This is a genomic window from Bacteroides congonensis (genome assembly GCF_900130125.1).
Lineage (GTDB): Bacteria > Bacteroidota > Bacteroidia > Bacteroidales > Bacteroidaceae > Bacteroides > Bacteroides congonensis.
The window spans coordinates 41,901-64,696 of record NZ_FQXY01000009.1 but is presented as its reverse complement, the minus strand read 5'-3'; the positions used below and the strand labels follow the sequence as shown (position 1 = coordinate 64,696).

General features: G+C 44.9%; 20 protein-coding genes. 15 read left to right on the top strand and 5 right to left on the bottom strand.

What is annotated here, in order from left to right; all coding sequences use genetic code 11:
• Positions 1–78 precede the first annotated feature (78 nt).
• The 3 genes from BQ7997_RS06965 (at position 79) to mtgA (ending at position 3,034) form a co-directional block, all read left to right on the top strand.
• A complete protein-coding gene (locus BQ7997_RS06965) occupies positions 79–1,431 on the top strand; it encodes an MATE family efflux transporter (protein ID WP_073344945.1) in 1,353 nt (450 codons plus the stop codon).
• A gap of 162 nt (positions 1,432–1,593) precedes the next feature.
• Complete coding sequence (locus BQ7997_RS06960) at positions 1,594–2,310, top strand: YiaD family glycine zipper/OmpA-like lipoprotein (RefSeq protein ID WP_044654338.1); 717 nt, start codon at positions 1,594–1,596, stop codon at positions 2,308–2,310.
• On the top strand, positions 2,288–3,034 hold the full coding sequence (gene mtgA, locus BQ7997_RS06955) for a monofunctional biosynthetic peptidoglycan transglycosylase (protein WP_073344943.1): 747 nt from the start codon (positions 2,288–2,290) through the stop codon (positions 3,032–3,034). Before BQ7997_RS06960 ends, mtgA begins: the two co-directional genes overlap by 23 nt.
• 379 nt (positions 3,035–3,413) lie before the next feature.
• Here mtgA and BQ7997_RS06950 read toward each other — a convergent pair whose 3' ends face one another.
• The gene (locus BQ7997_RS06950) at positions 3,414–3,917 is read right to left on the bottom strand and encodes an RNA polymerase sigma factor (RefSeq protein ID WP_022140214.1); all 504 of its coding nucleotides are present in this window, start codon (positions 3,915–3,917) and stop codon (positions 3,414–3,416) included.
• Between the two features lie 240 nt (positions 3,918–4,157).
• Here BQ7997_RS06950 and BQ7997_RS06945 point away from each other — a divergent pair, with 240 nt between their 5' ends.
• The 3 genes from BQ7997_RS06945 (at position 4,158) to BQ7997_RS06935 (ending at position 6,404) form a co-directional block, all read left to right on the top strand.
• A complete protein-coding gene (locus BQ7997_RS06945; RefSeq protein ID WP_022140213.1) occupies positions 4,158–4,718 on the top strand; it encodes a LemA family protein in 561 nt (186 codons plus the stop codon).
• A gap of 35 nt (positions 4,719–4,753) precedes the next feature.
• Positions 4,754–5,716, top strand: coding sequence for a M48 family metallopeptidase (locus BQ7997_RS06940; RefSeq protein ID WP_073344942.1), 963 nt, complete (start codon positions 4,754–4,756; stop codon positions 5,714–5,716).
• A 193-nt stretch (positions 5,717–5,909) separates the two neighbouring features.
• Positions 5,910–6,404, top strand: a complete 495-nt coding sequence (locus BQ7997_RS06935) for a DUF4251 domain-containing protein (protein WP_073346411.1) — start codon at positions 5,910–5,912, stop codon at positions 6,402–6,404.
• A gap of 4 nt (positions 6,405–6,408) precedes the next feature.
• Here the strand turns inward: BQ7997_RS06935 and BQ7997_RS06930 are convergent, their stop codons facing one another.
• Positions 6,409–7,047 (bottom strand): trimeric intracellular cation channel family protein, encoded by a 639-nt coding sequence (locus BQ7997_RS06930; protein ID WP_073344941.1) that lies wholly within the window; start codon positions 7,045–7,047, stop codon positions 6,409–6,411.
• Positions 7,048–7,139: 92 nt separating this feature from the next.
• On the opposite strand from BQ7997_RS06930, the gene wecB reads away from it, so the two are divergent.
• The 4 genes from wecB to BQ7997_RS06910 all read left to right on the top strand — a co-directional run bounded on the left by wecB (position 7,140) and on the right by BQ7997_RS06910 (position 13,550).
• The gene (gene wecB / locus BQ7997_RS06925) at positions 7,140–8,225 is read left to right on the top strand and encodes a non-hydrolyzing UDP-N-acetylglucosamine 2-epimerase (protein ID WP_022140209.1); all 1,086 of its coding nucleotides are present in this window, start codon (positions 7,140–7,142) and stop codon (positions 8,223–8,225) included.
• A gap of 354 nt (positions 8,226–8,579) precedes the next feature.
• Positions 8,580–11,156 carry a DUF5686 and carboxypeptidase-like regulatory domain-containing protein gene (locus tag BQ7997_RS06920; RefSeq protein WP_073346408.1) on the top strand — a complete coding sequence of 859 codons (2,577 nt, stop codon included), beginning with the start codon at positions 8,580–8,582 and terminating at the stop codon, positions 11,154–11,156.
• 5 nt (positions 11,157–11,161) lie between these two features.
• Positions 11,162–12,433 carry a replication-associated recombination protein A gene (locus tag BQ7997_RS06915; protein ID WP_022140207.1) on the top strand — a complete coding sequence of 424 codons (1,272 nt, stop codon included), beginning with the start codon at positions 11,162–11,164 and terminating at the stop codon, positions 12,431–12,433.
• Positions 12,434–12,593: 160 nt separating this feature from the next.
• A complete protein-coding gene (locus BQ7997_RS06910) occupies positions 12,594–13,550 on the top strand; it encodes a D-2-hydroxyacid dehydrogenase (RefSeq protein ID WP_073344940.1) in 957 nt (318 codons plus the stop codon).
• Between the two features lie 219 nt (positions 13,551–13,769).
• On the opposite strand, the gene cydB is transcribed toward BQ7997_RS06910, so the two are convergent.
• The 3 genes from cydB to BQ7997_RS06895 are packed head-to-tail and all read right to left on the bottom strand — an operon-like array spanning position 13,770 to position 16,752.
• Positions 13,770–14,912, bottom strand: a complete 1,143-nt coding sequence (gene cydB, locus BQ7997_RS06905; RefSeq protein ID WP_073344938.1) for a cytochrome d ubiquinol oxidase subunit II — start codon at positions 14,910–14,912, stop codon at positions 13,770–13,772.
• A gap of 11 nt (positions 14,913–14,923) precedes the next feature.
• Positions 14,924–16,495 carry a cytochrome ubiquinol oxidase subunit I gene (locus tag BQ7997_RS06900; RefSeq protein ID WP_022140204.1) on the bottom strand — a complete coding sequence of 524 codons (1,572 nt, stop codon included), beginning with the start codon at positions 16,493–16,495 and terminating at the stop codon, positions 14,924–14,926.
• A gap of 20 nt (positions 16,496–16,515) precedes the next feature.
• On the bottom strand, positions 16,516–16,752 hold the full coding sequence (locus BQ7997_RS06895) for a DUF4492 domain-containing protein (RefSeq protein WP_022140203.1): 237 nt from the start codon (positions 16,750–16,752) through the stop codon (positions 16,516–16,518).
• 218 nt (positions 16,753–16,970) lie between these two features.
• On the opposite strand from BQ7997_RS06895, the gene BQ7997_RS06890 reads away from it, so the two are divergent.
• From BQ7997_RS06890 to BQ7997_RS06870, 5 genes are all read left to right on the top strand, one after another.
• Positions 16,971–18,368 (top strand): TolC family protein, encoded by a 1,398-nt coding sequence (locus BQ7997_RS06890; RefSeq protein WP_083589193.1) that lies wholly within the window; start codon positions 16,971–16,973, stop codon positions 18,366–18,368.
• A gap of 26 nt (positions 18,369–18,394) precedes the next feature.
• Positions 18,395–19,624, top strand: a complete 1,230-nt coding sequence (locus BQ7997_RS06885; RefSeq protein WP_073344936.1) for an efflux RND transporter periplasmic adaptor subunit — start codon at positions 18,395–18,397, stop codon at positions 19,622–19,624.
• Between the two features lie 5 nt (positions 19,625–19,629).
• Entirely contained in the window at positions 19,630–20,373 is a 744-nt protein-coding gene (locus BQ7997_RS06880) for an ABC transporter ATP-binding protein (protein WP_022140200.1), read from the top strand.
• Positions 20,374–20,477: 104 nt separating this feature from the next.
• Positions 20,478–21,698 (top strand): ABC transporter permease, encoded by a 1,221-nt coding sequence (locus BQ7997_RS06875; protein ID WP_073344933.1) that lies wholly within the window; start codon positions 20,478–20,480, stop codon positions 21,696–21,698.
• Positions 21,699–21,716: 18 nt separating this feature from the next.
• Positions 21,717–22,778 (top strand): sensor histidine kinase, encoded by a 1,062-nt coding sequence (locus BQ7997_RS06870; RefSeq protein ID WP_073344931.1) that lies wholly within the window; start codon positions 21,717–21,719, stop codon positions 22,776–22,778.
• The last annotated feature ends 18 nt before the right edge of the window (positions 22,779–22,796 follow it).

The following is a 22,796-nucleotide window of genomic DNA, read 5'->3' as shown; positions in this document are numbered from 1 at the left end:
TTTGATTAATGAATAATTAGACGTGCGAAGATAGTAATTTTGTGTATCTTTGCACCCCATTTTGATTATAAAAATTATATGCAAGGAATAAAGAATCTCACGCAAGGCCCTATCAACCGTCAACTGTTCAATCTGGCAATGCCTATCATGGCAACCTCATTCATTCAGATGGCATATAGTCTTACGGATATGGCTTGGGTGGGACGACTGGGAAGTGAAGCCGTAGCCGCCATCGGCTCTGTCGGAATTCTGACATGGATGTCAGGTTCCATTTCCCTATTAAATAAGGTAGGATCCGAAGTCAGCGTCGGACAGTCCATCGGCGCACAGAGCCAGGAAGACGCACGGAACTTCGCGTCCCACAATATTACAATTGCATTGGTTATTTCCGTATGTTGGGGAGCATTGCTTTTCGTTTTCGCAGAGCCTATCATACGTATCTATGAGCTTGAAGAACATATTACTGCCAATGCCGTCCAATACCTGAGGATTGTTTCGACCGGATTGCCGTTCGTATTCCTCTCCGCCGCCTTCACAGGTATTTATAATGCGGCAGGACGCAGTAAAGTTCCCTTCTTTATAAGCGGTACGGGATTAATACTGAACATCATCCTCGACCCTCTGTTTATATTCGGATTCGGACTGGGAACAAACGGCGCAGCTTATGCCACCTGGATTGCAGAAGCGAGTGTATTCCTTATCTTCGTCTATCAGTTGCGTCACAGAGATGCTTTGCTCGGCGGATTCCCCTTCTTCACCCGTCTGAAGAAAAAATACACACGGAGAATCTTAAAGCTGGGACTCCCCGTAGCTACTTTGAACACTCTATTTGCTTTCGTCAATATGTTCCTTTGCCGCACGGCTTCAGAACAGGGCGGACACATCGGCCTGATGACTTTCACCACCGGCGGACAGATAGAAGCCATCACCTGGAATACTTCTCAAGGGTTCTCCACCGCACTAAGTGCCTTTATCGCCCAAAACTATGCGGCCGGACGAATCGAACGGGTACTTAGAGCCTGGCACACAACCTTATGGATGACAGGAATTTTCGGAACATTCTGCACGTTGCTTTTCGTTTTCTTCGGAAATGAGGTCTTTTCCATTTTTGTCCCTGAACAAGCGGCTTACGAAGCCGGAGGTGTATTCCTGCGTATCGACGGATATTCGCAGCTCTTTATGATGCTCGAAATCACCATGCAGGGAGTATTCTATGGCATCGGACGTACAATACCGCCTGCTGTTATCAGTATCGTCTGCAACTATATGCGTATCCCGCTTGCCATCCTGTTTGTACGGATGGGCATGGGAGTAGAAGGCATTTGGTGGGCTGTCTGCGTCACTACGGTTGCCAAGGGACTGATTCTTTTAAGCTGGTTTGTCATCATCAAGAAAAAGTGTTTGGGCATCCCAACTGTGGTTAAAGAATAGCTCCCAATTCTTTTTATTAACACACGAAAAGAATCGTCCGAGTTATTTTAACTTAAAAAGCACCCCTATGCCAAATAATATGTATCTTTGCGGTGTTATTCATAATACGATATGATTCGTATTAAACTATATTTTATAAACAATTTAAAAAACATCTACATTATGAACAAGATGAAATTTATGGTTCTCTTCATGAGTATTGCCATGATATTTGGTAGCTGTGGAAGTATGAACAACACTGGTAAAGGTGCTGCTATCGGTGGTGGTTCGGGCGCTGCGCTAGGTGCAATCCTGGGTGGTGTTATCGGTAAAGGTAAAGGTGCTGCAATCGGCGCTGCCATTGGTACGGCGGTAGGTGCGGGAACCGGCGCGCTTATCGGTAAGAAGATGGATAAGGCAGCAGCAGAAGCAAAACAGATTGAAGGCGCACAAGTAGAACAGATAACAGACAACAACGGATTGCAAGCCGTGAAAGTTACATTCGATTCAGGTATTCTTTTCACAACAGGCAATGCAACCTTGAGTGCTGCCGCCAAGTCTGCTTTGAGCAAATTTGCCAACAATGTGCTTAATCAAAACCGTGACATGGATGTATCTATTTATGGATATACCGACAACCAGGGTTGGAAGAACAGTACTGCCGAACAAAGCCGTCAGAAAAACCTGAACCTGTCACAGGAACGTGCACAGAGTGTATCCAGTTACCTGCTGAGTTGTGGTGTTTCTACAAATCAGATTAAAAGTGTACAAGGAATGGGCGAAAGCGACCCTGTTGCAAACAATGACACAGCAGCCGGTCGTGAGCAGAACCGTCGTGTAGAAGTTTACATGTACGCTAGCGAGCAAATGATTAGAGATGCACAAGCCGCTTCTCATTAAAAAATTACTGCGTTATACGCGCAACCTGCTGATATTCTTCTTTGCATCGACCTTACTGGTGGTCATTATTTACCGGTTCATGCCGGTTTATATCACACCGTTAATGGTTATCCGAAGCGTTCAGCAGATTTTTTCAGGAGATAAACCCACGTGGAAACACACGTGGGTTTCTTTTGATAAGATATCTCCCAGCCTGCCGATGGCAGTCATTGCTTCCGAAGACAACCGTTTTGCCGAGCACAACGGGTTCGATTTCGTAGAAATCAAGAAAGCGATGAAAGAGAATGAAACACGCAAACGGCAACGGGGTGCAAGCACCATCAGCCAACAGACAGCCAAGAATGTATTCTTATGGCCGCAGTCTTCGTGGGTACGGAAAGGACTTGAAGTCTATTTCACGTTCCTGATCGAAACATTCTGGTCAAAAGAGCGAATCATGGAAGTCTATCTCAACTCTATTGAAATGGGAAAAGGCATCTACGGTGCACAAGCTACCGCGGAAAATAAGTTCGGCACAACAGCTGCCAAATTAACGAAAGGCCAATGCGCGCTCATAGCCGCCACCCTTCCCAATCCAATACGGTTTAATTCGGCGAAACCTTCGCCATACATACTAAAACGACAAAATCAGATATTACGGTTGATGAATCTGGTTCCCAAGTTCCCGCCGGAAGAGAAAACTACAGAAAAGAAAAGCAGCAAGAGTAAGAAAAAGAAGCGGTAGACAGATGCCGTGACTATTCACCTATATTCCTGCACATATAAATGTTGCATCAAAATTAAATGATAATTTAGGGGCGTAGCGCCCCGGCAAGGTTTCCTTGCGGATAGTCGGTAGTAATTCCAAATTTATTTGCATACAGACTAATAAATTTCTTTTTAGACAGAAGAACATAAGAACAAAAGATGAAACAGTAGTAGCTTAATGACTAGCAGAAATAATTATCCAAGCGCAGCCTTTATGTTCTTTTGTTCTTATGTCTAAATAAAATTCCCATTTATAAAACTAATCTATAAGCCAGTACAAAAAAGAAGGAGCAACGGGAATCTAATTCTCTTGCTCCTTTTATATCAGTAAGCTTGTTTGTATGCGTTATCCTCATTTATACGAAGTCCTTCAATTCTTGTTGTAAACGTTGGCGTGTGAAGAAAATGCGGCTTTTCACCGTTCCTAATGGCAAACCTAGCTTCTCTGCGATTTCGCGGTATTTAAAACCGGATACGTGCATGGAAAAAGGCACTTTATACTCTTTGGGCAACGCGTTGACAATACGGTGCATTTCCTTCAAGTCATAGGCACCTTCCGTGCTTTCGAATCCTGAATCTTGAGGCAGGTTCAAGTGATAATAATTATCGGTGGGGTCTACAAAAGTCTGATCGCGTACAATTTTCCGGTAGTTATTAATAAAGATGTTACGCATGATAGTATACATCCATCCCTTGAAATTTGTGTCCGGAGCAAATTTTTCCTCGTTATCCAAGGCTTTTAAAGATGTTTCCTGCAACAAATCATTCGCTTCCTCACGGTTGGCCGTCAGTTTATAAGCGAAACGCAGCAACTCTTCCTGAACTCCAATTAAATCTTTTCTGAAACTTAAACTTTTCATACTTTAAGGGTTTTATGGTTAATATTTCGTTTTTCTCGTCGGTTGCAAGTTTAAAGGTATTTTGCGTCTTATACAGGGGAATTTCAATCATTTTTTAGGGGTTATTTCTATCAAATGATAGTTTTCGGGTGCTTTCTGATAGTTTTCGGGTGATATTTGAAGAAAAATCTCTCATTCATTTGCTTAAAAGAATCAAATAGATTACTTTTGATTAACATTAATCTAATAAATTAAAAGACGATGACTATACTTATTGTTGTAGGAATTATTGTATTGCTGGGCATCATTTTTGCATCCATGTACAATTCGCTAGTGAGACTAAGAAACAACCGTGAAAACGCATTTGCCGACATCGACGTACAGTTGAAGCAACGCCATGACCTGATTCCCCAATTGGTAGATACCGTGAAAGGATATGCCGCACACGAAAAAGAGACACTCGACCGTGTGATTCAGGCACGTAACGGCGCTGTCAACGCTAAGACTATCGACGATAAGATAGCGGCTGAAAATCAGTTAAGCTCTGCTCTCGCAGGACTGAAAATCACATTAGAAGCCTATCCCGACCTGAAAGCGAATCAGAATTTCCTGCAATTACAGGAAGAAATAGCCGATGTGGAGAATAAGCTGGCTGCTGTCCGCCGTTATTTCAACTCGGCAACCAAAGAGTACAATAACGCCGTGCAGACCTTCCCTTCAAATATCATAGCAGGCATGACCGGATTCCAAAGGGAAATCATGTTCGACTTGGGTAAGAACGAACGCGCCAATTTGGAACAGGCTCCCAAAATCAATTTCTAATCCACCATTCACTCACTGCATAAATCAAACACGCGATGCAATACGTCGGAATCCAAACACAGCAGAGCCGGAACAACTTACGTTCCGTGTTCCTATTAATCCTTTTTCCTTGTCTAGTGACAGCACTCCTGTATCTGTCCTGCTACCTGCTGATTCTTTTCGGATACGGAAAAAGCATGGAAGTTGAAATGATGCCTATGGTCAATCATTTATTCCTTTCTTCCCTGCCATATACTTTAGGAGTAGTGCTGATTTGGTTTCTTATTGCCTATTGGGCTAATACAAGTATTATCAATTCCGCCACAGGTTCCAAACCGCTAGACCGCAAAGAGAACAAACGCGTTTATAATCTGGTGGAAAACCTCTGTATGACTCAAGGGATGAGCATGCCAAAGATAAATATCATCTATGATAATTCGCTGAATGCATTTGCAAGTGGCATCAATGACCGTACATATACAATCACTCTTTCGGAAGGCATCATCAAGAAACTAAATGATGAAGAACTGGAAGCGGTCATCGGACATGAACTGACTCATATTCGTAACCGGGATGTGCGCCTGTTGATTATCTCCATCGTATTTGTAGGCATCTTCTCCATGCTGACGGAAATCACGTTTTATGCAATAACACATATACGTGTACGTAGCAACAGTAAAGGTAGCGGAGGAATTTTCCTCTTTATGCTTGTTGCTTTGCTGATAGCTGCCATCGGTTTTCTTTTCTCTAGCCTGATGCGTTTTGCCATTTCACGCAAGCGCGAATACATGGCAGATGCAGGTTCGGCAGAAATGACGAAGAATCCGTTGGCGCTCGCCAGTGCTTTGCGTAAAATATCTGTCGACCCGGCGATAGAAGCTGTTGAACGGAAAGATGTAGCCCAATTATTCATTCAAAATCCTAAAAAGAAAACAAAAGGATTATACAGCCAACTAAGTGGTTTGTTCGCCACTCATCCCCCTATTGAAAAGCGGATTGAGATATTGGAACAGTTCTAAGTTCCCTTATATAAGTCTAAGTTCTCCTTATATATAAGGTATAGGCAAGACATATCGGAACATAAGGTAAGGCATACATTACGGCAAAGGTCAGGATTTCTGTTTAATTTTCATTAAAGAAAAGAGAAGAGTTCCTGACTTTTTAGTATATTTGATTGTTATACATGTAAATATCAACCTAAATGCAACTGATATGAAAACGAAGAAACAAATCTTAATGTTGCTGCTAGCCCTGCTAGTAGGCTTCCCTACCCTTTCGGCTCAAAGTAAAAAGGAGAAAAAGGAACAAAAGAAAGAAGCTGTAAAAAAGATCATCGCATCCGAGAACTATAAGATAGATGTACAGACCGCCCTGCCGATGCGCGGACGTTCCATTCCTCTGACATCTCCCTACTCATTGGAGATTAGAAATGATTCGGTCATTTCCTATCTGCCTTATTTCGGACGGGCTTACAGTATCCCTTATGGTGGCGGGGACGGACTGAACTTCCGGGCACCCCTCAAGGAATACAGCATGGAAATGGATAAGAAAGGAAATGCCATCATCGAATTCATCGCCCGGAATCCCGAAGACAGATTTGAATTCAGGGCAAAAGTGTACTCCAACGGTTCGGCAAGCATTGATGTGAATATGCAGAACCGGCAATCCATCAGTTTTCAGGGAGAACTGGAAATGAAAGACGAGTAAGCCCCTACTCCTCTTTTACATCTTCTTTTATATCTTCCCCACCTTTTAATATAGGCAGGCAGATGTGATATTTTACAGCCAGGATGCGGGTCAGGAATACGGCCGACCCGCCGATTAGCTGGCATGCGTACGACTCAAGTCCTGCGACATCGCAAAGCCAGTAGGCAATGCCGCCTACCACACAGGCCATCGCATAAATTTCTTTTCGGAATATCAGGGGAATTTCGTTGATAAAGACATCACGAATCACACCACCTGCCGCTCCCGTGATGCTACCCATAATGATTGCCACCCAAAAAGGATAGCCCAAGGCAATGCTTTTACCCACACCTACCACAGTGAACAACGCCAGTCCGATGGAGTCGAAGATAAAGAACGTATTGTTGAGCCGGATAAGCCAGCGTCCGAAGCAGATAACCCATAGCAAAGCCAGTCCCGTACAAATCAGATAAATGGGATTTGTCATCCATCCCGGAGTAACATCGAGCAGGACATCACGAAGAGTACCACCACCGATAGCCGTAGCAAGTCCTACAACATAGGCTCCGAACCAGTCGAAACGTTTTGCCGAAGCGAGCCGGATACCACTAATAGCAAAGGCAAATGTGCCTATAAAATCAAGAATTTGAACGAATGTGGGCATATATTTGTTATTTTGTATGCAAAGTAACGAATAAATTCCGTAAGAAAATGTACATTTGCTTCACGAATTAAACCGAATATGATAGAAACAATATGAAAATAACAATTGTTGCCGGGGCACGCCCCAATTTCATGAAGATAGCTCCCATTACACGCGCTATTGAAGCCGCACGGGCGCTGGGTAAAAGTATCTCTTACCGACTGGTCTATACGGGCAGAAAAGAGGATACGAGTCTGGATGCTTCTCTCTTTTCGGATCTCGACATGAAAGCTCCCGATGTCTATCTGGGAGTGGAAAGCAGTAATCCAACGACTTTGACAGCAGGAATCATGGTAGCTTTCGAACAGGAGCTGACCGAAAACCCGGCACACGTTGTTCTTGTGGTAGACGACCTGACTGCAACCATGAGTTGCGCCATCGTTGCCAAAAAGCAAGGAATCAAGGTGGCACACCTCGTAGCCGGAACCCGTTCTTTCGACATGAAGATGCCAAAAGAAGTGAACCGCATGATTACGGACGGACTATCCGACTACCTGTTTACAGCCGGTATGGTTGCCAACCGCAACCTGAACCAGACAGGAACGGAAAGTGAAAACGTATATTATGTAGGCAATATCCTTATAGATGCCATCCGCTACAACCGCAACCGCTTGCTCAAACCGATATGGTTCTCCGTACTGGGATTGCAGGAAGGCAATTATCTCCTGCTCACCCTCAACCGCCGCGTATTGCTCAATGACAGAGAGAATCTGAAACGACTAATGGAAACAATCATTGAAAAGTCTGCCGGCATGCCTATCGTAGCACCGCTGCACACCTACGTGCGCAATGCCATCAAAGAACTGGGCATCGAAGCTCCGAATCTGCATATCATGCCGCCACAGAACTATCTTTTCTTCGGTTATCTGATTAATAAGGCAAAAGGAATTATTACCGACTCCGGAAACGTGGCGGAAGAAGCAACCTTCCTGGGCATTCCTTGTATCACCCTCAATACGTATGCCGAACACCCGGAAACGTGGCGCATGGGAACCAACGAACTTGTCGGAGAAGATCCGGCTCTACTTGCCAAAGCAATGGATACGCTGATGAAAGGCGAATGGAAGCGCGGCGAACTCCCCGAACGTTGGGACGGACGCACCGCAGAGCGTATCGTACAGATTCTATCAAGCAAATAACAACAACCTTACTTGCCCTATTCTGTCAAGCGTAGGGCAAGTAGTTTCAACACGCCTTGAAACTAAGTGTTTCATGCCTTGAAACTTTAGTTTCATACTGTTGAAACTCTAGTTTCTCACCGTTGAAACTTTAGTTTCTTGCCGATGAAACTCCGGTTTCAAGTAATGGAACAAATAGTTTCAACGGATGAAACTAAATCTGAAACTAGTTGTTAAATATATATGTCCGAGGCTGACTTATTTGAGCATCGGGTGATATATGCTTGTAAACAACCAAAAACGATGGGTAAAAAAAGTTATATATTCTCTCATCATGAGAGTTATTTGTTAACTTTGCGCCCTACTACGAACGTTATGAGACAACGATATAACAAAATACTTATACTGCTCTTACTTGTATTGGCAGCTTCAAATGCGTTTGCACAGCAAATAAAGGGGGTAGTTACTGATTCAGTGACACATGAACCGTTAATGTATATCTCTGTTTACTATCAGGAAAAAAGAGATATGGGTACTATCACCAATATTGACGGGGAATATAGTCTTGAAGCACGCAGAAATGGGGGAACACTTGTTTTCTCCGCCATTGGTTATGTCAGCAAAACTGTGAAAGTCAGTTATGGCAACCAAACAGTCAATGTCCAGTTAGCTCCGGACAATGTAATCCTGAATGAAGTCGTTGTAAAACCACAAAAAGAAAAATACTCCCGCAAGAACAATCCGGCAGTCGAATTCATGAAAAAGGTTATCGAGCACAAGAAGGCGCAAGTCCTCGAAGTGAACGACTACTATCAGTACGACAAGTACGAGAAGATGAAAATGTCTATCAACGACCTCACCCCGGAAAAACTCGAAAAAGGTATCTACAAGAAATATTCCTTCCTCAGAGACCAGGTGGAAGTATCAGAAACTACGAACAAGTTGATTCTCCCCATTTCCGTACAGGAGACGGCTTCGCAAACCATCTATCGTAAAAATCCCGAAAATAAGAAAACCATCATCAAAGGAAAGAATTCCAACGGTATCGAAGAATTCTTCTCAACGGGAGATATGCTCGGCACTGTTCTGAAAGACGTCTTTGCCGACATTAATATTTATGACGATGATATCCGCCTGCTCCAACAGCGTTTCGTAAGCCCTATCGGCAACAATGCCATTTCTTTCTATAAATATTATCTGATGGACACATTGATGGTGGACAAGCGCGAATGCGTACATCTGACTTTCGTTCCACAGAATTCGCAGGACTTCGGATTCACCGGACATTTGTATGTACTGAACGATTCTACATATGCCGTCCAGAAATGTACGATGAACCTGCCTAAGAAAACCGGAGTAAACTTTGTCAACCGCATGGATATCGTGCAGCAGTACGAACAGTTACCGAACGGCAACTGGGTATTGTCCGACGATAATATGACCGTAGACCTTTCATGGAGTTCCAACAAAACAGCAGGGGGATTGCAGGTGGAGAGAATCACAAAATACAGCGATTATAAATTCGACCCTATCGAGCAACGGCTTTTCCGGTTGAAAGGAAGCGTGATAAAGGAAGCGGATATGCTTTCGAAAAGTGATGAATACTGGGCGAGTGTCCGACAGGTGCCGCTGACGAAGAAAGAAAGTACAATGGACGTATTCGTCAACCGTCTCGAACAGATTCCGGGATTCAAATATATCATCTTCGGAGCGAAAGCCCTGATTGAGAACTTTGTGGAGACAGGAAGCAAAGGACATCCGAGCAAAGTGGATATCGGCCCTATCAACACCATGATTTCAAGCAACTACATTGACGGAACCCGTTTCCGGTTGAGCGGTATGACTACGGCTCATTTCGACAAACACTGGTTCTTGAGTGGCTACGGCGCCTACGGTCTGAAAGACGAGCGATGGAAATACAGCGGTACGCTGACTTATTCGTTCAATAAACGTGATTATGTGGTTTGGGAGTTCCCGAAACATTATATTTCGGCAACGTATAGTTATGATGTAATGTCGCCGATGGATAAGTTCCTGTTTACGGATAAGGACAATATCTTCCTGTCACTGAAAACGACGACGGTAGACCAAATGTCTTATATGCGTGACGCGACCGTCAACTACGAACTCGAAACGCTTACGGGATTTGGAGTGAAAGCGATGCTCCGCCACCGTAACGACGAACCTACCGGAAAATTGGAATATCTGCGTAACGACGCTGCGCAAACCCGTGTACATGACGTTACGACTACCGAAGCGAGCCTGACGCTGCGTTATGCGCCGGGCGAATCTTTCGTCAACTCCAAGCAACGCCGTGTGCCAGTATCGCTGGATGCCCCTATCTTTACGCTTACTCATGCAATGGGATTCAAAGGTGTATTGGGCGGAGAATACAACTTCAACCGCACAGAAGCAAGTGTGTGGAAACGCTTCTGGCTTCCCGCTTCCTGGGGTAAGATAGATTGCAGCCTGAAAGCAGGGGCGGAATGGAATACAGTTCCTTTCCCGCTGTTGATTCTGCCGGAAGCCAACTTATCGTACATCACGCAGCGAGAGACGTTCAACCTTATCAATAACATGGAATTCCTGAACGACCGTTTCGCTTCCGTGTCCTTGTCTTATGACATGAATGGGAAACTATTCAACCGTATTCCGCTCATCAAAAACTTGAAGTGGAGAGAGATGTTCCGTGTCCGTGCATTGTGGGGGACGTTGACAGATAAGAACAATCCGTTCAAGAGCAGCAATCCCGATTTGTTCCGTTTCCCGACACGCGACGGTAAATTTACCAGTTTCGTGATGGATCCGAAAGTGCCGTATGTCGAAGCAAGTGTCGGCATCTACAACATTTTCAAGTTGTTGCACGTTGAGTATGTACATCGTTTCACCTACCGTGACAATCCGGGTATCAACAAGAACGGTATTCGTTTCATGGTATTAATGGTATTTTAAGAATTATGCAACCTTTAGCAGAGCGGCTACGGCCGAAGACTTTAGACGATTATATTGGCCAGAAACATTTAGTCGGGCCGGGTGCTGTCTTGCGCAAGATGATTGATGCAGGACGCATCTCTTCTTTTATCCTTTGGGGCCCTCCCGGAGTGGGTAAAACAACGTTGGCACAAATCATTGCCAATAAACTGGAAACTCCGTTTTATACATTGAGCGCCGTAACTTCCGGTGTGAAGGATGTGCGCGAAGTGATAGACCGTGCCAAGAGTAACCGTTTCTTTTCACAGTCCAGCCCTATTCTGTTTATTGATGAAATTCATCGGTTCAGCAAGTCACAGCAGGATTCTTTGTTGGGAGCGGTAGAGAACGGAACTGTCACGCTGATTGGCGCGACAACGGAGAATCCGTCGTTCGAGGTTATCCGCCCTCTCCTGTCCCGTTGTCAGCTTTATGTGCTCAAGTCGTTGGAGAAGGAAGATTTATTGGAACTTCTGCAACGTGCCATCGCTACGGATACCGTACTGAAGGAACGCAAAATCGAATTGAAAGAAACAACAGCCATGTTGCGCTTCTCCGGTGGGGATGCCCGCAAATTACTTAATATACTGGAACTTGTCGTTCAGTCGGAAACCGAAGAAACGGTGGTTATCACCGATGAGATGGTGACTGAACGGTTGCAGCAGAATCCGTTGGCATACGATAAGGACGGGGAAATGCATTATGATATTATCTCTGCTTTTATCAAGTCGATTCGCGGAAGTGATCCGGACGGAGCTATTTACTGGCTTGCCCGCATGGTGGAAGGTGGCGAAGACCCTGCTTTCATTGCCCGCCGACTTGTCATTTCGGCTTCGGAAGATATCGGGCTAGCCAATCCGAATGCGTTACTTATTGCGAATGCCTGTTTTGACACGTTGATGAAAATCGGTTGGCCGGAAGGACGTATTCCTTTAGCGGAAGCTACGATTTATCTGGCAACGAGCCCTAAAAGCAATTCGGCATATAGTGCGATTAATGATGCGTTGGAGTTGGTTCGTTCTACCGGAAATCTGCCTGTTCCGTTGCATCTGCGCAATGCGCCTACAAAATTGATGAAACAATTAGGATACGGACAGGAATATAAGTATGCACATAGTTATGAGGGTAACTTTGTAAAGCAACAATTCCTGCCGGATGAATTGAAAGATAAACGGATATGGCAACCGCAAAATAATGCTGCGGAACAGAAACATGCCGAACGGATGATACAGTTGTGGGGAGACAAGTTCAAGAAATGATGTTTTTCAGGCACGGATTACACGGATTTCACGGTTTCTTAAAAAATGATTTTGCAAAAAGCAGCAACGTTATCCGTGTAATCCGTGCCTGAAAAATCAATATCTTGTTAAAGAAAGACGTATAACAGACGTACAACATATTATTAATATAAAAATTGAAATGAAGATTGTAGTTTTAGACGGTTTTGCCGCCAATCCCGGTGATTTGTCCTGGGAAGGTATAAAAGCTCTCGGAGAATGCACGATTTACGATCGTACCGCTCCTGAAGAAGTATTAGAACGTGCAGCCGGAGCAGAAGTGCTTCTGACTAATAAAGTAATCATCAACGCAGACCACATGGCTGCACTGCCCGAACTGAAATATATCGGCGTATTAGCTACCGGATACAATGTAGTCGACACTGCTGCCGCCAAAGAACGGGGAATCATCGTTACTAATATTCCTTCATACAGCACCGCCTCTGTTGCACAGATGGTATTTGCGCATATTCTGAATATCACTCAACAAGTACAACACCATTCTGAAGAAGTACACAAAGGCCGTTGGGCAAACAGCAAGGACTTCTGCTTTTGGGATACTCCGCTGATGGAACTCAGAGAAAAGAAAATCGGACTGGTCGGACTGGGAAATACCGGATATACGACTGCACGTGTCGCCATCGGTTTTGGAATGCAGGTATATGCATTGACTTCAAAGTCACACTTCCAGTTGCCACCGGAAATCAAAAAGATGGATTTAGACCAACTGTTCAGTGAATGTGATATTATCAGCTTGCATTGCCCGCTTACTCCCGAGACACGCGAAATGGTGAATGCCCGTCGCCTTGCTATGATGAAGCCGACTGCTATCTTAATCAATACCGGTCGTGGCCCGCTAATCAACGAACAGGATCTGGCGGATGCATTGAACAGCGGTAAGATTTATGCAGCCGGGGTGGATGTTCTTTCTACTGAACCTCCTTGTGCAGACAATCCACTGCTGACAGCAAAGAATTGCTATATCACTCCGCATATTGCATGGGCAACATTGGAAGCTCGTGAACGCTTGATGAATATTGCAATCGGCAACTTACAAGCATATGCTGCCGGAAAGCCGGAAAATGTAGTAAACAAATAAGAAGTAAGGACTAGCAATAAATAAGAAGAGGGTGTTTCAAAACTCTCATAAATTAAAAGAGGGTGTGTCAAAACCCTTATAAATAAAAAATCATCCTCGCCACAGATAGTTGTAGCGGGGATGATTTCGTTAAAAGGAGAGTTTGGGCACTTCCCCTCCATCTATTTTATTATTCCAGATTATTTTTATTATTCCCGATTCTCCATCTCCGGGATTCCTTTAGTACGAATGTCCGCCTTCGTCCATCTCTTTCTCCGTAATCTTGTGACGGTCGATGCTACGCCAAGCGTAGAATATATAAGCTATCACAAACGGGACGAGAATGGAAACATAAGCCATTGTCTTCAAAGTAAACTCACTGGAACAGCTATTGGCTAACGTCAATGAGCTTTGCAAGTCTGTATAAGACGGATAATAAGCGGTGTTATTATATCCTGCCACCAACAGTAAAGACAATACGGTCAGCACCGTACCGATTCCCGTAAACCAAATTCCTTTATCGAACGTCTTTTTGAGTAAAGTCTTTCCGATGCCGAAGAGAACCAAAACAACTCCTATCAGGAATAAGATAAGAATTATCGGCATTTCGATAAAGTTAGTGAAATACTTGAATGGCTGCATATAAATCTCCTGCGTATCCGGATTCACTGCAAAGCCGTCGGAAACTAACGTGCGGATGACAAATGACAAGAAGAATACCAGAAATAAGACTGTATTGTTCCGCACAGCTCGACGGCATTTATCTGTCAGTTCCCTATCCGCTATATTATTGATAAAATAAAGCGCACCCAGGACGCGGGCAAGGAAGAATACAGCCAATCCTAAAATCACATTCCAGATATTAGTCAACGCATCCAGTCCGTGCCATCCATTTCCCCAATGGCTGATAACCGGCATAATGGTATCCGTCATATTTGCCTTATTGATATAGAAATCAGAACCCGTGAAGAAAGTAGCTACCGCTCCGCCAAGCAACAACGGGCCTACTACCCCATTTATCACGAGGAAAGTCTGATACGTCTTCTTACCTAACAGATTTCCCGCTTTACTCTGAAACTCATAGCTGACAGCCTGCAACACAAAACTGAAAAGAATTATCATCCAAAGCCAATAAGCGCCACCGAAACTGGTACTATAAAATAACGGAAAGGAAGCAAAGAAAGCGCCACCAAAAGTAACTAACGTAGTAAACGTAAACTCCCACTTACGTCCGGTAGAATTCACCATCATTTTACGATGTTCTTCCGTCTTACCGAGACAGAACAACAATGAATTACCGCCCTGCACAAACAATAAAAACACAAGGATAGCTCCCAGCAAGGAAACGACAAGCCACCAATATTGTTGTAGAAATATATACATAGTCTTTACGATTAATGGTTAGTATTAGCATTATCTCCCGTATCCGGGCCTTTCCTGATGGCCTTTACCATGATTCCGGCACCTGCAATCAACATTACCGTAAACAAGAGCAGGAAGATAAAGAAAGTAATCTGCACGGAGCTTACATCCAGTTTGGAGATAGCGGCCGACGTAGGCAGCATGTCACGGATAGCCCACGGCTGACGGCCGCATTCGGCAACCACCCATCCGGCTTGTCCGGCAATGTATCCCAAAGGAATAGTCAATAAAGCAATCCAATGCATCCATTTCATTTTACTCAAATCCTTCTTATAGACAAAGAAAAGGACAACGATAAAGAACAAGATAAAATATCCACCCAGAATCACCATTATACGGAACGCGTAGAAGTTCAGGGGAACATTCGGAACCAATTGGTTCACATCTTTAATATATCCGTAACCGAAATAAGGAATATTCTCCTGTAATACTTTGTAAGCCACTTGCGCATCTTCTTCATTTCCTGCGCTCTTGGCGGCACGGTAGGCAGCCAAGGCACCGATAGCCGTTTTTCCCCGTTCTATTTTCTCGGCAGCCGAAAGGGCTTTTGTACCGTCTTTCATCTGATAACCGCCTTCGATGATATTCGCGATACCCGGAACGTAACCATCCACATCACGTTCGGCAAGGAAAGAAAGCATGCTCGGTATTTCAATGCGGAAAAGGAACGGGTCTTTTCCGTCGTTATAAGTTTTCTTTTCAGGATTCAGCATGCCGATTCCTACCAGTCCGACATTCGTCCCCCCTTCATACAAACCTTCCACGGCAGCCAACTTCATCGGTTGTGTCTGTGCAATCTGATAACCGGAGCCGTCGCCAGTCCAGGCAGACAATAAGGATGCCACTAATCCGAAGATAGCGCCAATCTTGATACTGGCAAGCGCAAACTCACGATTGCGTTTCTTCAGCAAGTACCAACAACTGATACCGACTACAAAGATAGCGCCGAGCACCCAACCGGATAATACGGTATGAAAGAATTTATTGACAGCAACGGGTGAAGTTGCCACTGCCCAGAAATCGACCATCTCATTACGAACGGTATCGGGATTGAATTCCATCCCCACCGGATGTTGCATCCATGCGTTGGCAACGAGAATCCACCAGGCAGAAATCGTTGCTCCCAATCCTGTGAGCCAGGTAGAAGCCAGATGGAAACGCTTACTTACTTTCCCCCAACCAAAGAACATCACGGCAATAAACGTGGCTTCCATAAAGAATGCCAAAATACCCTCGATAGCCAATGGCGCACCGAAAATATCTCCTACAAACCAGGAATAATTACTCCAGTTCGTGCCAAACTCAAACTCAAGAATCAAGCCGGTTGCCACCCCGATAGCGAAGTTGATACCGAATAGCTTCATCCAGAACATCGCGGTTTTCTTCCAGAATTCTTTGCCTGTTTTATAATACAGCGTCTCCATGATGCCCATCACCACTGCCAGTCCGAGTGTGAGGGGAACAAAAATCCAGTGGTACATTGCTGTCATCGCAAATTGGGCTCTCGACCAATCTATCAGCGAAGTGTCAATACTTTCAATCATAATCTTATGTAGTTTAAGAGTTAAAAATCAGTCGATTTCTCCGGAATGGCACGTTGTATCAGTTCGTTGCCCACATAGGTTCCCTTGTCGGCATCCGTAGGATGGTCGCCGAGGAAATCAGGAAAAAAGAATAATTTGAGGATGAAGAACATAACGAATAATTTCAGCAGGATAATAATCCACAGCGTACGACCGAGTGTCATACTACGGAAACCTTCCAGATAGAAGTTCCAAATAGAAAGCAGTGTATTCTTCATATGTTGGCGTTATAGTTTGTAATGAGTACAAATATACAATTTTTATAATTAAAACAAACAAATACCCCGAATTGTTGCAGGTTTTGTTGTGTTTTTCTAAAAAAATCTACCTATCGACAGAAAAAAAACATTTAACGGCAAAATTCCGTATTCCGTCTATCGCTTTTGCAGCTAATATAATATGTACGTACCTTCGTTACCAGTAAATCAATAGAAGTATGAATATGATAAATGTAAGAAGATTGACAGTGATGGCATTTCTTGGTGCAGGTATGCTTCCGGGCATATCCGCACAAGAATCTCCGCTGCAAGCCGATACGCTGAACGAAGCGAAGCTCCCTGCCCAATGGGATTTGCAATCGTGCATCGACTATGCTTTGGAACAGAATATTACTATCCGCAAAAACCGTGTGACGGCGGAAAGTACACAGATTGATGTAAAGACAGCTAAAGCTGCTTTGTTTCCCAGCCTTTCGTTTTCTACCAGTCAGCAGGTGGTGAATCGTCCGTATCAGGAGTCGAGCAGCCGGGTGAGCGGCAATGAGATTATCAGCAGTAACAGCAAGACAAGTTACAATGGTAATTATGGTCTGAACGCTTCGTGGACTCTATATAATGGTAACAAACGGCTGAAGACTATCAAGCAGGAACAACTGAACAACCATGTAGCCGAACTGGATGTGGCAACTTCCGAGAATACGATTCAGGAATCCATAGCCCAGGTTTATATTCAGATTCTTTATGCAGCCGAGTCTGTCAGAGTAAACGAAAATACATTGCAGGTTTCCATTGCGCAGCGGGATCGCGGGGAACAACTGCTGAATGCGGGAAGTATTGCAAAAAGTGATTTTGCGCAACTGGAAGCTCAGGTTAGTACCGACCGTTATCAACTTGTAACGGCGCAAGCCACTCTGCAAGATTACAAATTACAACTGAAACAACTGCTCGAACTGGACGGGGAGAATGAAATGGACGTCTATCTCCCCAACCTGTCCGACGAGAATGTGCTTGCCCCATTGCCTACCAAGAAAGATGTGTATGTGAGCGCCCTCGCCATTCGTCCGGAGATTGAGGCAAGCAAGCTCAATGTAGAGGCTTCCGAACTGGGGATTGATATTGCAAAATCCGGTTATTTTCCGACTATCAGCCTTAGTGCAGGTATCGGGACGAATCATACGAGCGGCAGCGACTTTACTTTCGGCGAACAGGTGAAGAACGGATGGAACAATTCCATCGGCCTGTCCGTCAGTGTGCCTATCTTCAATAACCGTCAGACAAAGAGTGCCGTACAAAAGGCTAAGTTGCAGCGCGAAACGAGTATGTTATCGCTGCTTGATGAACAAAAAGCTCTGTATAAGACAATTGAAGGTCTTTGGCTGGATGCCAACAGTGCACAGCAGCGCTATGCGGCAGCCAACGAGAAGCTGAGGAGTACACAAATCAGCTATGACCTGATTAGCGAACAATTCAACCTGGGAATGAAGAATACGATAGAACTTCTTACTGAGAAGAATAACTTACTGCAAGCTCAACAAGAACAACTTCAAGCTAAATATATGGCTATACTGAACACGCAGTTGCTGAAGTTCTATCAGGGGGATAAATTAGCATTATAATAAATAAGTAAAAGCATAATAAACGAATGAAAACGAAAAAGATTATCTTAATCGCCGTGGCAGTCGTTATGGTGGCAGGTGCAGGGATTTGGTTCTTTGCAGGGTCGCCCGCCAAACACAAAGTCACATATGCCACTGTTACCGTGAGCAAAGGCGATATCTCCAATTCGGTGACTGCTACCGGAACCATCGAACCGATGACGGAAGTAGAAGTCGGTACGCAAGTATCAGGTATCATCGACAAGATTTATGTAGACTATAACTCGACAGTTACCAAAGGGCAGTTGATTGCTGAAATGGATCGTGCCACTTTGCAAAGTGAACTGGCTTCCCAACAGGCAACTTACGATGGTGCCAAGGCCGAATATGAATATCAGAAGAAGAATTATGAACGCAGCAAAGGACTGCACGAGAAGTCTCTGATCAGTGATACGGATTTCGAACAGGCTCTTTATAATTATCAGAAGGCCAAAAGCAGTTATGACAGCAGCAAGGCGTCTTTGGCAAAAGCGGAACGTAACTTGTCTTATGCAACGATTACTTCGCCGATTGATGGAGTCGTTATCAGCCGCGATGTGGAAGCCGGACAAACGGTTGCTTCCGGATTCGAGACTCCGACGCTTTTCACCATTGCTGCGGATTTGACGCAGATGCAGGTGGTAGCCGATGTGGATGAAGCCGATATAGGCGGTGTGGAAGAAGGCCAACGTGCGAGCTTTACGGTAGACGCTTATCCGAATGATACGTTCGATGGTGTAGTGACGCAGATTCGTTTGGGAGATGCAAGCAGTACGAGCAGTACAAGTAGCAGCAGTAGCACGGTAGTTACTTATGAAGTAGTAATCTCCGCTCACAATCCCGACCAAAAACTGAAACCACGTCTTACAGCGAATGTTACGATCTATATTCTTGATAAAAAGGATGTATTGTCCGTTCCGAACAAAGCCCTGCGTTTCGTACCGGAAAAACCTCTGATCGGCGCTAATGACATCGTAAAAGATTGCGAAGGCGAACATAAACTCTGGACGCGTGAAGGAATGACATTCACCGCTCATCCGGTAGAAGTCGGAATCAGTAACGGTATATCTACGGAAATTATCAGTGGAATCGCTGAAGGCACGAAAGTGGTGTCCGAAGCTACTATAGGTGCATTGCCGGGCGAAAATATAGGGGGTGAGCCCAACAAAGAAAGTGGTGGCGAAAGAAGCCCGTTCATGCCGGGCCCTCCGGGCAGTAAGAAGAAAAACAATAAGTGAAAACCATGAAGAAAGTAATTGAAATACAAAATATCAAACGAGACTTTCAGGTGGGAGACGAAACCGTCCATGCGTTACGGGGCGTTTCGTTTACTATCAACGAAGGGGAGTTTGTCACCATCATGGGTACTTCCGGTTCGGGAAAGTCCACGCTGCTGAATATACTAGGCTGCCTGGATACTCCGACAAGTGGAGAATATCTGCTCGATGATATTCCCGTACGCACGATGAGCAAGCCTCAACGTGCGGTACTGAGAAATCGTAAGATTGGATTCGTGTTCCAAAGCTACAATCTGTTGCCTAAAACGACGGCTGTGGAGAATGTGGAACTACCGCTTATGTACAACTCGTCCGTCAGCGCATCCGAACGTCGCCGCCGGGCTGTGGAATCCTTGCAGGCCGTGGGACTGGGTGACCGTTTGGAACATAAATCCAATCAGATGTCCGGCGGACAGATGCAACGTGTTGCCATTGCGCGTGCGTTGGTGAACAATCCGGCTGTGATTCTTGCCGACGAAGCGACCGGAAATCTCGACACCCGTACCTCTTTCGAGATACTTGTCCTGTTTCAGAAGCTCCATGCCGAAGGACGTACAATTATCTTTGTAACGCATAATCCCGAAATCGCGCAATATAGCAGCCGGAATATCCGTCTACGTGACGGTCATGTCATTGAGGATACTACTAATCCGAAGATTCTGTCCGCCGCCGAAGCATTGGCTGCGTTGCCGAAAAATGACGAGGATTAATAATCATTCAATATGCCGATGTGCCAGTGCGCCCCATAGATTACGCAATCATAGGGCGGCAAACCGGCAAATCAGTATATTGACCAATTAGCAAATTATTTATTATGAATGGAACTAATTTATTCAAGATAGCTCTCCGGGCGTTGGCGAACAATAAGCTGCGTGCTTTTCTCACCATGCTTGGTATCATTATCGGTGTTGCTTCCGTCATCACGATGCTCGCCATCGGACAGGGTTCGAAGAAAAGCATCCAGCAGCAGATTTCCGAGATGGGATCGAACATGATTATGATTCATCCTGGAGCCGATATGCGTAGCGGCGTGCGGCAAGACCCGTCGGCCATGCAGACCTTGAAGCTTGCCGATTATGAAGCCTTGCGAGATGAGACAAGTTTCCTGTCTGCCATCAGTCCCAATGTATCCTCATCTGGACAGCTTATTGCCGGCAACAATAACTATCCGGCATCTGTGAATGGCGTGGGAACGGAATATCTCGACATTCGCCAGTTGACGGTGGAAAATGGGGAGATGTTTACGGAAGCCGACATACAGAGTTCGGCAAAAGTATGTGTGATAGGAAAGACGATAGTGGACAATCTTTTCCCGGACGGAAGTGATCCGGTAGGCAAGGTTATCCGTTTCAGCAAGATACCCTTCCGGGTGGTAGGTGTGCTCAAAGCAAAGGGATACAACTCTATGGGACAAGACCAGGATGCCGTAGTGCTTGCTCCCTACACTACCGTAATGAAACGTTTGCTTGCCGTTACGTACTTGCAGGGTGTGTTTGCCTCTGCTCTCACTGAAGATATGACGGAATATGCTACGGATGAAATCAGTACGATTCTTCGCCGCAACCATAAACTGAAGGAATCGGACAATGATGATTTCACCATCCGTACGCAACAGGAATTGAGTACGATGCTCAACTCCACTACCGATTTGATGACGACTCTGCTTGCCTGCATCGCAGGTATCTCACTGGTGGTAGGCGGTATCGGAATTATGAATATCATGTATGTATCTGTAACGGAACGTACCCGCGAAATCGGTCTGCGTATGTCAGTTGGCGCACGAGGGGTCGATATTCTGAGCCAGTTCCTCATTGAAGCCATCATGATTAGTATCACGGGTGGCATCATCGGCGTGATAATCGGCTGCGGAGCCAGTTGGATTGTGAAAAGCGTGGCGCATTGGCCTATCTATATCCAACCGTGGAGTGTGTTCCTTTCTTTTGCGGTATGTACCGTCACCGGAGTCTTCTTCGGATGGTATCCTGCCAAGAAAGCAGCAGATTTAGACCCGATAGAGGCCATCAGATACGAATAAAAAACTATCTTTGTCTTTATGAAACAAAACTTTACATCCGCACGTCGTCCCCTGGAGATACTGATACACATTATCGGCTGGGGGATTATGTTCGGTTTCCCGTTCTTTTTCGTTGAACGCGGGAACGGGAACATCAACTGGATGGCGTATATACGCCATCTTGCCGTACCACTTTCTTTTATGATTGTGTTCTACGTCAATTATTTCTTATTGGTTCCCCGCTATCTTTTCCAAAGTCAGGCTAAAAGATATGTTATCTATAATATTATCTTCCTATGCGTTGTCGGACTTTTACTTCATCTGTGGCAAAGCCTGACATTCGACCCGTCCTTCGCTCCCAGACCCAAACGACCGGGTATGCCGCCGGGATGGTTGTTCTTCCTCAGGGATATGTTGAGCCTTATCTTTACCATCGGACTGAGTGCCGCCATTCGTATGAGTGCCCGATGGACGCAGAACGAAGCTGCCCGCAAAGAAGCTGAACGAAGCCGTGCGGAAGCCGAACTGAAAAACCTGCGCAACCAACTGAATCCCCACTTCTTGCTGAATACGCTGAATAATATCTATGCTCTGATTGCGTTTGACTCGGACAAGGCACAGGAAGCGGTGCAGGAGTTGAGCAAACTTCTCCGATACGTATTGTATGATAATCAGCAGACGTATGTACCGCTTTGCAAGGAAGTGGATTTTATCCGCAACTATATTGAATTGATGCGTATCCGCCTGTCGGCCAATGTACGGATGACTACTCAATTCGACATTCAGCCGGATAGTCAGACGCTTATTGCGCCGCTTATCTTCATTTCGTTGATAGAGAATGCATTCAAGCATGGCATCTCTCCTACCAAACCGAGTTTTATCAGTATTCATATTTCAGAGAATGCCAAGGAAGTGGTTTGTGAAATCCGGAATAGCAATCATCCCAAGACAGTGGAAGATAAGAGTGGTTCGGGTGTCGGATTAGAGCAAGTGAGCCGGCGGTTGGAGATACTTTATCCGGGGGCTTACACTTGGTCGAAAGGCAGTTCAGAGGATGAGTCTGTCTATGAATCGAGATTGAGTATTAAAATCAAAGAGTAGGTGGAAAACGTTAAGTAT